Source organism: Pseudomonas sp. RP-B7 (assembly GCF_059803535.1).
Map to the genome: position 1 here is coordinate 16979 of NZ_JAPFHC010000007.1, position 13421 is coordinate 30399.

A 13421-nucleotide genomic window follows, 5' to 3' on the forward strand; every position below is an offset into this window, starting at 1 on the left:
GACTATATATCACACACAAAGCAGCGATCCATCCTACGGATTCTTGACGCTGACCAGGCTCATCAGCCCCGCCAGCGGAAAATCCCCTTCCAGTTCCGCGAGGCTTGCGGTGTGCATCGGTTGCGGCTGGCGCTGATGGCCGTGTTGCAAAAAGCTGATCAGGCTGCCCACCAACGGCTGGTGGCTGACCAGCAGCACATTGTCATCCGTGTCGAGGTGTTCCAGCACCTGCAACGGATTACCCTCTGGGGTCAGCCACGGCACCGTACGGATCTGTGGCTCAAAGCCGAGCGCCTGGCGCACCAGCTGCGCGGTCTGCTGCGCCCGCACATAGGGGCTGGCGATGATTGCGCTGATGGGTTGGCCGATCAGGTGCGCGGCGCTGCGCAACACTTCGCCGCGACCGTGCTCGGTGAGATTGCGCTCGGCATCCGTGCGGGCGTGCCCTTCGGCTTCACCGTGGCGCAGAATCCACAGCTTCACAGTTTCGGCTCTTCATCACGCACCGGGTGCGGTGCCGGCGGCACGCTGTGGGCGGCTTCGCCCTCGGGTGCGCGCGGGGTTGGCCAATCGGCGAACGGCCAGGGCTTTTGCTCGGTATGGAAGCTGCCGAAACGGCCGATCTGCGCAAGGAACTGGCTGAGGCTATCGCCAAAGTTCATCAGGCCCAGGTTGGGCGCGCCGTAGATCAAGCGGTAGATCAACTGCACCACCACCAACGCGCCGATCAGGAACTGCGCGACTTGCCACACCAGGGCAAACACCAGCATCCACAGGATGCGCAGGACAATGGATTCGTACTTGGGCGCTGCTTTCGGATCGTTCATGACGCGTTCCTCAGTTGAAACCACTGGTGGAAATAAAGTCGACATCGGTTTTCGGTTCGGCGCGCATCAACAACTCGATCACCTGGTTCAAGGTGCGCCCTTCAAACAGGATCGCATGCAACCCGGCAACCAACGGCATGTACACCCCGACTTCCTGGGCCTTGGCCTTGAGGACCTTGAGGGTGTTGACGCCTTCGGCCACTTCACCCAGGCGCGTCACCGCGTCTTCCAGGCTCAAGCCCTGGCCCAGGGCGAAACCGACTTGGTAGTTGCGGCTTTTCGGCGACGAGCAGGTGACGATCAAGTCGCCCACGCCCGCCAGCCCGAGAAAGGTCATCGGGTTGGCGCCCTGGTTGACCGCAAAGCGGGTCATCTCGGCCAGGGCGCGGGTGATCAGCATGCTCTTGGTGTTTTCGCCCATGCCCAGCGCCACCGCCATGCCGGCGATGATCGCGTAGACGTTTTTCAACGCACCGCCCAACTCGACGCCAAACCGGTCGCCACTGGCGTAGACGCGGAAGGTACGCCCGTGCAACACCGCCTGCACGCGCTCGCACAGCTCTTCGTCTTCACTGGCGATGACCGTGGCGGTCAGCGCGTGTTCGGCGACTTCCCGCGCCAGGTTCGGCCCGGACAGCACGCCAATACGCGCCTGGGGAGCGATCTCGGCGAGGATTTCGCTCATCAGCATGAAGGTCTGCGCCTCGATGCCCTTGGTCAGGCTGACCAGCAGCTTGCCCGCCAGGCGCTCGGCGTGGGGCGCCAGTACCGTGCGCAACGCGCTGGACGGCAGCGCGACGAAGCACAGGTCGCAGTCCGTCAGTGTCGCCAGCAAGTCCGTCACCGGCTCGACCGCCGGGTGGATCTTGATGCCTTTAAGGTAACGGGGATTTTCGCGGTGCACCCGGATGGCTTCGGCCTGCTCGGGATCACGCATCCACTGGCGTACCACGTGGCCGTTCTCCGCCAGCAGGTTAGCCACGGCGGTGCCAAAACTTCCGCCTCCAAGGACCGCAATAGGGCGCTGTTCAGTCATATGCAATCCGTTAATCCATACCAATGGCGATGGCCGCATTATACGGGGCGACCCGCTTGCGGCCAGCCCCCGTGTCAATTCGTTCACATGTCGGAAAATGCCACACCCGTGTGAAGTAATTGCAAGTCCTACGACTGGCAAAAGGCCCGACCTCAGTTAACATGGGCGGCTATCCGTCATTATCAAGGCCGTTCCGTGTATTTGGGCCCTCCTCCCCGTTCATCAGTGTTGTGGCTGCTGCTGTGCAGCGGCGCGGCCATGGCCGACGATCTGTTCCTCGACAACCAGCCGTTGCCGCAGGTCCTGACCGCGACGCGCCTGAAGCAATCGGCGGCGGCCGTGCCGGGCAGCATGACCGTGATCGACAGCGAGTTGATCAAGGCCAGCGGCGCGCGGGACATCAGCGAGCTGCTGCGCCTGGTGCCGGGGATGATGGTCGGCTACACCACCGGCAACCAGGCGGCGGTGAACTACCACGGCACCAGCGCCAGCGATGCGCGACGCATGCAGGTGTTGATCGACGGACGCTCGGTGTACCGCGCAGGCCTGGCGACCGTGGACTGGAGCGACATTCCAGTGGCCATGGAAGACATCGAGCGCATCGAAGTATTCCGCGGCCCCAATACCGTGAGTTACGGCGCCAACGCGCTGATGGCGGTAGTCAATATCCTCACTCGCTCGCCGGCCAACAGCCAGGGCACGCGGGTCAAGGTCATCCGTGGCGAACGCGGGATCAACGACTTCTACGCCAGCCAGGGCGTGCGCTGGGACACTGGCGACTTGCGCCTGTCGCTGTCGGGGCAACAGGACGACGGCTTTGACAGCGATGCCGCCGGCGCCGACCGCCGTGACAGTCGCCGTCTCAACCGCTTCAGCCTGGCCGTGAGCCAGACGTTGAACGCGCAACAAAGCATCGACTGGCAGCTGAATGCCAAGGAAGGGACCAACCAGCGGCCCTACACCTACATGCCGGTCTTCGCGGGGATTACCGAAGGTGGCGACAATTCGGACGTCACCGCCAAGGACTACGCCGGCTCCCTGCGCTGGAACTTCGATTTCAATCCCGAGCACAGCCTGTATATCCAGGGCTCCGCCCAGCAGTGGGATCGCCGGCAGATCTGGAAGGCCTGCGACGCCAAGGTCTCGTTCAGCCCGGAACTGACGCGCCTGTGGCAACTCAATCCCAATTATGCCGAGCAACTGGCACGGCACATGGACAGCTACAGCCAGGGTGTCGCGCCGCCCGGCAGCGCCGACGAGCAAGCACTGGGTAACCAGGTCCTGGACCAGTGGCGCAACGGTGCCAGCCAGAGCGTGTGCGGCGACATCAACCAGAGTACCCGTGAAAACCGCTACGACCTGGAGATCCAGGACACCCTGAGCCTGTCCGACAGCCTGCGCCTGGTCAGCGGTGTGAATTATCGCTATGACCGCGCCGACTCCGACACCTACTTCAACGGCACCCTGGACGACACCACCTGGCGCCTGTTCGGCCAGTTGGAGTGGCGCGCCAGCGAACACTGGTTGTTGCAGGGCGGCGCGATGTTCGAAGACACCCACCTCAGTGGCAGCTCGCTGACGCCACGGGTGGCGGTCAACTACCTGATCAACCCGCGCCACGGCCTGCGTGCGGTGTACTCCGAGGCGATCCGTTCGCCGGACATGTTCGAAAACAACGTCAACTGGAGCTACCGCGTCACCAACCTCAGTTCGCCGACCTACGGGCAGAATTCCGGCCAGTACTTCGTGGTGACACGCGGCCCGGGCAACCTCGACAAAGAGCTGATGCGCTCGCGGGAACTGGGCTACAACGGCTTCTTCGCCGACCTCGGGCTGAACCTCGACGTGAAGCTGTTCTACGACGAGATCACCGAGATGATCAGCTCGCCGCTGCGCAACAACCAGTACATCGCCAGCAACGCCAACAGTTCGCGGTTTACCGGTGCCGAATCGCAGTTCGACTGGCGCATGAGCAGCGCCGACCGCCTGCGGCTGACCTATGCTTACGTCGACGCCACCACCAGCAACCCCCGGGACAAAGCCCAGACCGCGCGTAACAGCGGTTCGGCCGGCTGGCTGCGGGAATGGGGCCAGGGTTGGTCCAGCGCGCTGTTCTACTATGGCGACGACGCACTCAATCAATATCGCTTCGAACGGGTCGACCTGCGGGTGGCCAAGCGCATTGCCCTGGGCAAAGCCAACGTGGAGCTGGCCGGCATGTTGCAACAACGCCTCGATAACCAGCCCACCACCTGGGCCGACAACAATTACGACCACCGCCACGTGCTCTACTTCAGCGCCGAGTTAGAGTTCTGACATGGGCGCACAGTCAAGGATGACCCTCCTCTCAATACTCAGGCTTTGGCGGCGCGCCCTGCTGCTGGTGTGCCTGTTGCCGAGCACGCCAGCGTGGAGTGCCGACATCCTGCTCACCGCCGCCGAAGACGGTGCCGGCGTGCAGGCCTTCGTCAACGCCCTGGCCAAAGAGCGCCCGGAAGACCGCGTGACCTTCACCCCGCTCAAGGACCTGCCCGCGCCGAGCCGCCTGCCTGCCGCCACGCACCTGATCCTGCTGGACCTGGCCGGCCTCGACTGGCGCCTGCAAGACAGCCTGGGCCCTCCGACCCTGGTGCTGCGCATTAGCCGCCTGCAAGCCCGGCAACGCCTGGGCAACCACCTTCCGGCCCGGATCAGCCTGCTCTGGAGCGACCCGCCGCTAGCGCGCCAATTGCGCCTGATCACCCACATCCTGCCCCAGGCCCGGCGCATCGGCGTGCTCTACGCCGCCGACAGCGAATTCCTGCTGCAAGAGGTGCGCGAGTACGCCAAGTCCATGGGCCTGGAGGTGGTGCCACAGCTGTGGGACAACACCAACGACAGTCGCCCGCTGCAAAACCTGTTCAAGAGCAGCGACGTGCTGCTCGGCCTTGATGACCCGCAGCTGTACAACCCGAAAACCGTGAAGAACCTGCTGTTGAGCAGCTACGCCCGGCAATTGCCGCTGGTGGGGCCCAACGCCGGGTTTGTCCGCGCTGGCAGCCTGGCCAGTACCTACAGCGATCAGGCCGATTGGCTGGCGGTGCTCGACCGCCTGCTCGACCAGCCACCGGCCACCTGGCCGCGCACGCTGTACCCGGAACATTTCAAAGTCGCGGGCAACCCGCAAGTCGCACGTTCGCTGGGGCTCGAAGAGGTCGATGAACGCGACGTCGCCGCCCGGCTGGCCGCAGGAGAAAAACGCCCATGACCTTACGCCGTCGTTGGGACATCAACACCCGCACCCAACTCATCACCCTGGGCCCGGCGCTGTTGCTGACGTTGCTGTTGATCAGTTTCTTTACCTTCGTGCGGATCCAGGACCTGCGCCAGGAACTCGACCACACCGGCCAATTGATCGCCAACCAGTTGGCACCTGCCACTGAGTACGGGGTGATTTCCGGCAACAACGATGTGCTGGAAAGCCTGTTGCGCGCGACACTGGCCACGCCCCACGTGCGTTTCCTGGAGATCCAGGACAGTGCCGAAAACATCCTGGTGTACGTCGAGCAGCCGTCGGAAAGACATGACCGCTCGCTGTCGGTCAAAGTCTTCCAGGCACCGATCCGCTTGCAGCATATCCAACTGGGCAATGACTTTTTCCAGGACAACCTCAACGAACCCAAGGCGCCGCGTGCGGATTACCTGGGCCGGGTGATCGTTGGCATGTCCAACGATGCGTTCAGCCAGCGCCAGCAGGAAATCCTGCTCAAGGCCGGCATCCTGGCGATGTTTGCCCTGCTATTCACCTTTCTGCTGGCACGCCGTCTGGCGGCGAGCCTGTCGCAGCCGATCAGCGCCATGGGCAATGCGGTCAAGGCAATCCAGCAAGGCGACTACAAAACGCCGCTGCCGATTGTCGATGACTCGGAATTGGGCGACCTGTCGCGGCATATCAACAACCTGGCCGAAGGCCTCAACCAGGCCAGCCGCGAACAGCACCAGGCCATGGCGCAGTTGATCCAGACCCGTGAGGAAGCGGAGCGGGCGAACAACGCCAAGTCGGATTTCCTGGCAATGATGAGCCATGAGCTGCGCACGCCGATGAACGGCGTGCTGGGCATGTTGCAGCTGCTGGAAACAACCGAGATGACCGAGGAGCAGACCGAGTACGCGGCACTGGCGTCCGAATCCACCGAACATCTGCTCAAGGTGATCAACGATATTCTCGACTTCTCGCGTATCGAACGTGCCGCCCTGGAGCTGGAGCATATTCCGTTCAACCTGGCAGACCTGATCAACAGCTGCGCCCAGTCCTTCCAGCACAGCGCCCAGCAACGCGGGCTGACCTTGGAGCTGCCGATTCCGGCGGGGATCGACGCGCTGCAGGTACAGGGCGATCCGACGCGAATCCGGCAGATCCTGGTGAACCTGATCGGCAACGCACTGAAATTCACCGAACACGGCACGGTGACGATCGAGCCCCAGTGGCAGGTCCTCGATCACGAGCTGTTGTGGTTTACCTGCACTGTGCGCGACAGCGGCATCGGAATTTCGGCCGAGCGCCTGGAGCTGATGTTCGATGCGTTCCAGCAGGCCGACAGTTCCATTTCAAGACGTTACGGCGGCACCGGCCTGGGCCTGCCGATCGCCCGCACCCTGGCCGAACGCATGGGCGGCACCTTGCGTGCGCAGAGCGAAGAAGGCCGTGGTTCGGTGTTTACCCTGGAAATCCCGTTGGCCATCGACCAGCAATACCTGCCGAAGATTGCCCATGACAGCGAAGGTAAAAACAGTGCCGGTGATGGCCGCCATGTGCTGCTGGTGGAAGACAACCCGGTCAACCGCACCGTGGTCGAAGCCATGCTGCGCAGCCTGGGCTTTGAAGTGAGCCTGGCCATCGATGGCGCCGAGGCGATCCGCAGTGCCGAGAGCCTGATTTTCACCGCGATCCTGATGGACTGCCGACTGCCGTTGGTCGACGGCTACGAGGCGACCCGGCAAATCCGTCAACTGCCGGGCTGCGCCGACCTGCCGATCATCGCCCTGACCGCCAACGCCTTGCAGGGCGACCGCGAAGCGTGCCTTGCCGCCGGAATGAACGATTACCTGGCCAAGCCATTCAAACGCACGGATTTGCAGCAAATTCTGCAGCGCTGGGTGCAATAGCGCCGCGCCATCAGCCAACTCCGACTGGCGTGAAAGACGAAAGTGCGGCAGTCTTAGGCACCCAAACGGACCGATAAACAGGCCCGGTTTAAAATTTCAGTGAACAAGTGTACATTCAGTGCCTTGCCGCTGTGACTTTCACTACAACGCAATAGTCTATGTGTAGGCTGCCGGTATGAAGCGTAACGCTTCAGTCGGTTCGGGAAGATCTACCCTACCCTGCCGCATGGGATTATTGAGGAGCTCGCATGACCAAACAAAACGCCTTTACCCGGGAAGACCTGCTGCGCTGCAGTCGCGGTGAGCTGTTCGGCCCAGGTAACGCGCAACTGCCCGCCCCGAACATGCTGATGGTGGATCGCATCACCCATATCAGCGAAGAGGGTGGCAAGTACGGCAAAGGTGAATTGGTCGCCGAGCTGGATATCACCCCGGACCTGTGGTTCTTCGCCTGCCATTTCGAAGGCGATCCTGTAATGCCAGGCTGCCTGGGCCTCGACGCCATGTGGCAGCTGGTCGGCTTCTTCCTTGGCTGGCAGGGTCTGCCGGGCCGCGGTCGCGCCCTGGGTTCGGGCGAAGTGAAGTTCTTTGGCCAGGTCCTGCCGACCGCCAAGAAAGTCACCTACAACATTCAAATCAAGCGCGTCCTCAAGGGCAAGCTGAACCTGGCCATCGCCGATGGTTCGGTGAGCGTCGACGGTCGCGAGATCTATACTGCCGAAGGCCTTCGGGTCGGCGTATTCACTTCCACTGACAACTTTTAAGGGTTATCCGCATGCGCCGCGTCGTTATCACTGGTCTGGGCATCGTTTCTTGCCTGGGCAATGACAAAGAGACCGTCACCGCTAACCTGCGTGCAAGTCGCCCTGGCATCCGCTTCAACCCGGAATATGCCGAAATGGGTCTGCGTAGCCAGGTTTCCGGCTCCATTGACCTGCCCCTCGAAGAACTGATCGATCGCAAGATCTATCGCTTCGTCGGCCACGCTGCCGCCTACGCCTACCTGGCCATGAAAGACGCCATCGCCGACTCCGGCCTGAGCGAAGACCAGGTTTCCAACGTACGCACCGGCCTGATCGCAGGTTCCGGCGGCGCATCGACCCTGAACCAGATGGAAGCGCTGGACATCCTGCGCGAAAAAGGCGTGAAGCGCGTTGGCCCGTACCGTGTCACACGGACCATGGGCAGCACCGTTTCGGCCTGCCTGGCCACGCCATTTGCCATCAAGGGCGTGAACTACTCGATCTCCTCCGCTTGCGCAACCAGTGCTCACTGCATCGGTACTGCGGTCGAGCAGATCCAGTTGGGCAAGCAGGACATCGTGTTCGCCGGCGGTGGTGAAGAAGAGCATTGGAGCCAGTCGTTCCTGTTCGATGCCATGGGCGCACTGTCCACCCAATACAACGAAACCCCGGAAAAGGCCTCCCGCGCCTACGACGCCAAGCGTGACGGTTTCGTCATCGCAGGCGGCGGCGGCATGGTGGTGGTCGAGGAGCTGGAACACGCTCTGGCCCGTGGCGCGAAGATCTACGCGGAAATCGTCGGCTACGGCGCCACTTCCGACGGCTACGACATGGTTGCGCCAAGCGGTGAAGGCGCCATCCGCTGCATGCAGATGGCAATGTCCACCGTGGATACCCCAATCGACTACCTGAACACCCACGGCACCTCGACTCCGGTCGGCGACGCCAAGGAAATGGAAGGCGTGCGTGCGGTATTCGGCGACAAGGCCCCGGCCATCAGCTCTACCAAGAGCCTGTCGGGTCACTCCCTGGGCGCCGCCGGCGTTCACGAAGCGATCTACTGCCTGCTGATGATGGAAGGCAACTTCATCGCCGGCTCGGCCAACATCGATGAACTGGACCCAGCAGTCGCTGATATGCCGATCCAGCTCAAGACCGTTGAAAACGCCAAGATCGACACCGTGATGAGCAACAGCTTCGGCTTCGGTGGCACTAACGCCACCCTGGTGCTGAAACGCTGGCAGGGCAAGTAAAGCCTGTAGCTTGATTGCATGAAAAAGCCCCGACTGGTTCGGGGCTTTTTCATGGGGGTATGGAATCCATGTGGCAAGAGCGCCTGCTGCAATTGCGCGAATCTGGCCAAGACGAAAACGCGATATAAACCCCTAACACAATCGCGGCGAAAGTGATTGTAGAAAACATGGAACACCCGAACGCCGCCATGCTCTATAACTGCATGACCTTCATCCTGCCCCCTTGTGAGGTTCGCCATGCCTGTTACCGTCAATACGCTCAACCACGACAACTTTCGCCACAGCCTGAACATCGACAACCACGAGCTGTTCACCGACCTGCCCAAGAGCCTGGGCGGCGATGACTCGGCGCCCTCCCCCCACGACTACTTCGACGCCGCCCTGGCCTCGTGCAAGGCATTGACGGTCAAGCTCTATGCGCAAAAGAAAGACATCCCGCTCACCGGCGTGACCGTGGAAGTCACCCACGACGCAACTGAAGAGCAGAAAGGCAAATACAAGCTCAACGTCAAGCTGACCCTCAAGGGCGTGCTCACCGACGCCCAGCGCGATGAACTGCACCGCGTGGCCGACCGCTGCCCAGTGCACAAGCTGATGACGACGGCCGAGATCAGCATCGACACGAAATTGTCCGAAGGCGCGTTCAGCCAGTAACAGCAACATCCTCCCGAGCGGGTTATGCTCAACGGCATCCAACCCGCTCAGACTGGGATGCACCATGACCACCCTCACCGTGATCCGCCCTCGCCCCGAAGATGTCGAAGGCCAGCCGATCCTGCGCCCGCTACCATCGCGTGAATGCCGCAGTGTCGGGCCCTTCGTGTTTTTCGACCATATGCTGCGCACCCAATACGCACCGGGCAGCGGCATGAATATCCGCCAGCACCCGCACATCGGCCTGTCGACCCTCACCTACCTGTTCGAAGGCGCCTTGCAGCACAAGGACAGCCTCGGTTCGGACCAGCTGGTGCAGGCCGGCGATGTCAGCTGGATGACCGCCGGCAGCGCGATTGCCCACGTCGAACGCACCCCCGCAGCGCTCCAGGCCAGCAGTTTCAGCCTGCACGGGCTGCAAGTGTGGCTGGCCTCGCCGAGGGACCACGAAACCGGACCGGGGCATTACAGCCACCACCCGGCGGCGAGCCTGCCGGTGAGTGACAACCTGGGGGTGCAGATCCGGCTGATCGCTGGCAATGGCTTCTGCCTGAAATCACCGGTGCCGGTGCTGTCGCCGACGCTGTATGCCGAAGTGCGGATGCAGACGGCCACTACCCTGCTGATTCCGGATGAGCATGAGGAACGCGCGGTGTACCTGCTGGCAGGCGAAGCGCAATTGGACGGTGAGACGCTGGAGGTGCACAGCCTGGCGGTGTTGCCGGCAGGCCAGGAGATGGCGTTGTTTGCCGAGACGGATTGCCACCTGGTGATATGTGGCGGCGCGCCGCTGGATGGGCCGCGGCGGATCAATTGGAATTTTGTCGCGAGCGATCCGGCGGTTATCGAGCAGGCGCGGCAGCGCTGGGCGGCGGGGGATTGGCCGACGGTGCCCGGTGAAACAGACAGGATAGAGTTGCCGGTGAGATAGCCATCGCGGGGCCCCACTCCCACATTTTGATGTGTGAATACAGTCAAATGTGGGAGCAGGCTTGCCTGCAATGAGGCCAGTACAGACGCTGAACAATCAGCCCTGGAACACTTCATCCAACAAATCATGCATCGACTTGAACGCCCGCTTGGCGGTCTTCGCGTCATACATCATCTTGCCCGGCACGTTCGCATGCGGATCGGTGAAGGAATGCACCGCACCGCCGTAGCTCAACAATTGCCAATCTACACCGGCTGCGTTCATTTCCTCTTCGAACGCGGGCAGTTGCTCTCTCGGCACCAATGGATCGGACGCGCCGTGCAGCACCAGCACTGAACCCTGGATGTGCTTGGCGCCTGCCGGGTTCTGGGTGTCGAGAGTGCCGTGGAACGACACGGCAGCCTTCAACGGCGCTCCGGTACGCGCCAGTTCCAGCGCACAGGAACCGCCAAAGCAGAAACCAAAGGTCGCCAGCTTCGAGGTATCCACCTCGGCCTGGTCCTGCAGTTGCGCAAAGGCCGCCTGCAAGCGTTTGATCAGCGCCGGGTTGTCTTGCTTGAGCGGCATCATCGCCGCACCGGCTTCATCGCCATTCGAGGGGCGCACGGTTTGCCCATACAGGTCGGCGATCAGCACCACGTAGCCTTTGCTGGCCACGCTCTTGGCGATCTCCTCGGCACCCGCACTCACCCCCATCCAGTTCGGCGCCATCAACAGGCCCGGCAGCGAACCCTTGTGGCTGGCATCGAACGCCAGGCGGCTTTCGTAGGACTGGCCATCAATCTGATAGACCACGGAACGCACAGTGACTTGGCTCATCATTTACTCCAGTTGAGGTGCACTAGAACGAAAAAGCCCGCCGAAGCGGGCTTTTCTACAACGGTGTCAGACCGACAGTTCAACCAACAGCTTGTTCAGGCGGCGCACGTAGGCGGCCGGGTCTTTCAAGCTGTCGCCAGCGGCCAGGGCCGCCTGGTCGAAGAGGATGTGCGACAGGTCGCCAAACCGCTCTTCGTTCTGCTCGCCGTCGAGTTTCTCGATCAGCGGGTGAGCCGGGTTGAATTCGAAGATCGGCTTGGAGTCCGGAACCTTCTGACCGCTGGCTTCAAGGATCTGACGCATCTGCAGGCCCAGATCCTGCTCGCCGATGGCCAGGATCGCCGGGGAGTCGGTCAGCCGGTGGGAAACCCGCACTTCACTGACCGCATCGCCCAGGGACGCCTTGATCCGCTCAACCAAGCCTTCTTTGGCCTTGGCGACTTCTTCGGCTTCTTTCTTCTCTTCTTCGGAGTCCAGGTTCCCCAGGTTCAGGTCACCACGAGCCACGTCGACGAAAGACTTGCCGTCGAACTCGCTGAGGTAGCTCATCAGCCACTCATCGATACGATCGGTCAGCAGCAGCACTTCGATGCCTTTCTTGCGGAAGACTTCCAGGTGCGGGCTGTCCTTGACTGCTTCGTACTTCTCGCCGGTCAGGTAGTAGATCTTGTCCTGACCTTCCTTGGCGCGTGCCAGGTACTCGGCCAGGGACACCACCTGCTCGCCGTCGTCGCCCTGAGTGGAAGCAAAACGCAACAGGCCGGCGATTTTTTCTTTGTTGGCGAAATCTTCAGCCGGGCCTTCTTTCATGACCTGGCCGAAGTTTTTCCAGAAGCTTTTGTATTGCTCAGGCTCGTTCTTCGCCAGTTTTTCCAGCATGTCGAGCACGCGCTTGGTCAGCGCCGACTTCATGGAGTCGATGATCGGGTCTTTCTGCAGGATCTCCCGCGATACGTTCAGCGACAGGTCGTTGGAGTCGACCACGCCCTTGATGAAGCGCAGGTACAGCGGCAGGAACGAGTCCGCCTGATCCAACACGAACACGCGCTGCACGTAGAGCTTGAGGCCCTTGGGCGCTTCACGCTGGTACAGGTCGAACGGAGCACGGGTCGGCACGTAGAGCAGCGAGCTGTATTCCAGCTTGCCTTCGACTTTGTTGTGGCTCCAGCTCAGCGGGTTTTCGTAGTCGTGAGCGATGTGTTTGTAGAACTCCTGATATTCCTCGTCCTTGATCTCGGTACGCGGACGGGTCCACAGGGCGCTGGCGCGGTTAACGGTTTCCCATTCCTGCTCAGGCTGTTCCTCGCCTTCGACGGCAGCCTTTTCTTTCGGCAGCTCGATCGGCAGAGGGATGTGGTCGGAGTACTTCTTGATGATGTTGCGCAGACGGTAACCGTCGGCGAACTCATCTTCACCAGACTTCAAGTGCAGCACGATGCGGGTACCGCGGTCGGCCTTTTCGATAGTGGCGATCTCAAATTCGCCCTCACCCTTGGACGACCAGTGCACGCCTTCGCTGGCAGCGAGGCCGGCACGACGGCTGAATACTTCAACTTTGTCGGCAACGATAAAGGCCGAGTAGAAGCCCACGCCGAACTGGCCGATCAGGTGCGAATCCTTCTTCTGGTCGCCCGACAGGTTCTTCATGAAATCAGCAGTGCCGGATTTGGCGATGGTACCCAGATGGGTAATCGCGTCTTCACGGCTCATGCCGATACCGTTGTCTTCGAGGGTGACGGTGTTGGCGTCCTTGTCGAAGCTCACGCGGATTTTCAGTTCGGCGCCACCTTCCAGCAACTCAGGCTTGGACAGGGCTTCGAAACGTAATTTGTCGACGGCGTCAGAGGCGTTCGAGATCAATTCGCGAAGGAAAATTTCCTTGTTGGAATACAGCGAATGGATCATGAGGTGCAGCAGCTGCTTCACCTCGGTCTGGAAGCCCAGGGTTTCCTTTTGAGTTTCCACACTCATGGTCATCAAACTCCAATTGGATGGCAGTGGCCGCGCCCTTGA

At 61.5% G+C, this 13421-nt stretch carries 12 protein-coding genes; 7 read left to right on the forward strand and 5 right to left on the reverse strand.

What is annotated here, in order from left to right; translation table 11 throughout:
- Positions 1-33: 33 nt before the first annotated feature.
- From sixA to OPU96_RS08835, 3 genes are read right to left on the reverse strand one after another with little or no spacing between them, the layout of a single operon-like run.
- A complete protein-coding gene (gene sixA / locus OPU96_RS08825; protein WP_463984307.1) occupies positions 34-483 on the reverse strand; it encodes a phosphohistidine phosphatase SixA in 450 nt (149 codons plus the stop codon).
- Positions 480-827: a DUF4389 domain-containing protein gene (locus OPU96_RS08830; RefSeq protein WP_498558973.1), complete on the reverse strand. Its 348-nt coding sequence runs from the start codon at positions 825-827 to the stop codon at positions 480-482. The genes sixA and OPU96_RS08830 overlap by 4 nt, the downstream gene beginning before the upstream one ends.
- 10 nt (positions 828-837) lie before the next feature.
- Positions 838-1863 (reverse strand): NAD(P)H-dependent glycerol-3-phosphate dehydrogenase, encoded by a 1026-nt coding sequence (locus tag OPU96_RS08835; RefSeq protein WP_192298838.1) that lies wholly within the window; start codon positions 1861-1863, stop codon positions 838-840.
- A gap of 195 nt (positions 1864-2058) precedes the next feature.
- Between OPU96_RS08835 and OPU96_RS08840 the strand changes: the two genes are divergently transcribed.
- The 7 genes from OPU96_RS08840 (at position 2059) to OPU96_RS08870 (ending at position 10589) form a co-directional block, all read left to right on the forward strand.
- Positions 2059-4179, forward strand: coding sequence for a TonB-dependent receptor plug domain-containing protein (locus OPU96_RS08840; protein WP_498558974.1), 2121 nt, complete (start codon positions 2059-2061; stop codon positions 4177-4179).
- A gap of 1 nt (position 4180) precedes the next feature.
- Positions 4181-5110, forward strand: coding sequence for an ABC transporter substrate-binding protein (locus OPU96_RS08845; protein WP_226455459.1), 930 nt, complete (start codon positions 4181-4183; stop codon positions 5108-5110).
- On the forward strand, positions 5107-7008 hold the full coding sequence (locus OPU96_RS08850) for an ATP-binding protein (RefSeq protein ID WP_305392338.1): 1902 nt from the start codon (positions 5107-5109) through the stop codon (positions 7006-7008). The genes OPU96_RS08845 and OPU96_RS08850 overlap by 4 nt, the downstream gene beginning before the upstream one ends.
- Before the next feature lie 248 nt (positions 7009-7256).
- The gene (fabA, locus tag OPU96_RS08855) at positions 7257-7772 is read left to right on the forward strand and encodes a 3-hydroxyacyl-[acyl-carrier-protein] dehydratase FabA (protein WP_010211704.1); all 516 of its coding nucleotides are present in this window, start codon (positions 7257-7259) and stop codon (positions 7770-7772) included.
- 11 nt (positions 7773-7783) lie between these two features.
- A complete protein-coding gene (gene fabB / locus OPU96_RS08860) occupies positions 7784-9004 on the forward strand; it encodes a beta-ketoacyl-ACP synthase I (RefSeq protein WP_017734322.1) in 1221 nt (406 codons plus the stop codon).
- A gap of 237 nt (positions 9005-9241) precedes the next feature.
- Complete coding sequence (locus OPU96_RS08865; RefSeq protein WP_226455456.1) at positions 9242-9658, forward strand: OsmC family protein; 417 nt, start codon at positions 9242-9244, stop codon at positions 9656-9658.
- 64 nt (positions 9659-9722) lie between these two features.
- Positions 9723-10589, forward strand: a complete 867-nt coding sequence (locus OPU96_RS08870; protein ID WP_498558975.1) for a pirin family protein — start codon at positions 9723-9725, stop codon at positions 10587-10589.
- Between the two features lie 96 nt (positions 10590-10685).
- On the opposite strand, the gene OPU96_RS08875 is transcribed toward OPU96_RS08870, so the two are convergent.
- On the reverse strand, positions 10686-11408 hold the full coding sequence (locus OPU96_RS08875; protein WP_498558976.1) for a dienelactone hydrolase family protein: 723 nt from the start codon (positions 11406-11408) through the stop codon (positions 10686-10688).
- A gap of 66 nt (positions 11409-11474) precedes the next feature.
- Positions 11475-13379: a molecular chaperone HtpG gene (gene htpG, locus OPU96_RS08880; RefSeq protein ID WP_226455453.1), complete on the reverse strand. Its 1905-nt coding sequence runs from the start codon at positions 13377-13379 to the stop codon at positions 11475-11477.
- Between the last annotated feature and the right edge of the window lie 42 nt (positions 13380-13421).

What these genes read in the sequence shown, in the direction of transcription:
- OPU96_RS08830 (WP_498558973.1), bottom strand. Translation starts at nt 827, where the DNA reads ATGAACGATCCGAAAGCAGCGCCCAAGTACGAATCCATTGTCCTGCGC.
- OPU96_RS08835 (WP_192298838.1), bottom strand. Translation starts at nt 1,863, where the DNA reads ATGACTGAACAGCGCCCTATTGCGGTCCTTGGAGGCGGAAGTTTTGGC.
- OPU96_RS08845 (WP_226455459.1), top strand. Translation starts at nt 4,181, where the DNA reads ATGGGCGCACAGTCAAGGATGACCCTCCTCTCAATACTCAGGCTTTGG.
- OPU96_RS08850 (WP_305392338.1), top strand. Translation starts at nt 5,107, where the DNA reads ATGACCTTACGCCGTCGTTGGGACATCAACACCCGCACCCAACTCATC.
- fabA (WP_010211704.1), top strand. Translation starts at nt 7,257, where the DNA reads ATGACCAAACAAAACGCCTTTACCCGGGAAGACCTGCTGCGCTGCAGT.
- fabB (WP_017734322.1), top strand. Translation starts at nt 7,784, where the DNA reads ATGCGCCGCGTCGTTATCACTGGTCTGGGCATCGTTTCTTGCCTGGGC.
- OPU96_RS08865 (WP_226455456.1), top strand. Translation starts at nt 9,242, where the DNA reads ATGCCTGTTACCGTCAATACGCTCAACCACGACAACTTTCGCCACAGC.
- OPU96_RS08870 (WP_498558975.1), top strand. Translation starts at nt 9,723, where the DNA reads ATGACCACCCTCACCGTGATCCGCCCTCGCCCCGAAGATGTCGAAGGC.
- OPU96_RS08875 (WP_498558976.1), bottom strand. Translation starts at nt 11,408, where the DNA reads ATGAGCCAAGTCACTGTGCGTTCCGTGGTCTATCAGATTGATGGCCAG.
- htpG (WP_226455453.1), bottom strand. Translation starts at nt 13,379, where the DNA reads ATGAGTGTGGAAACTCAAAAGGAAACCCTGGGCTTCCAGACCGAGGTG.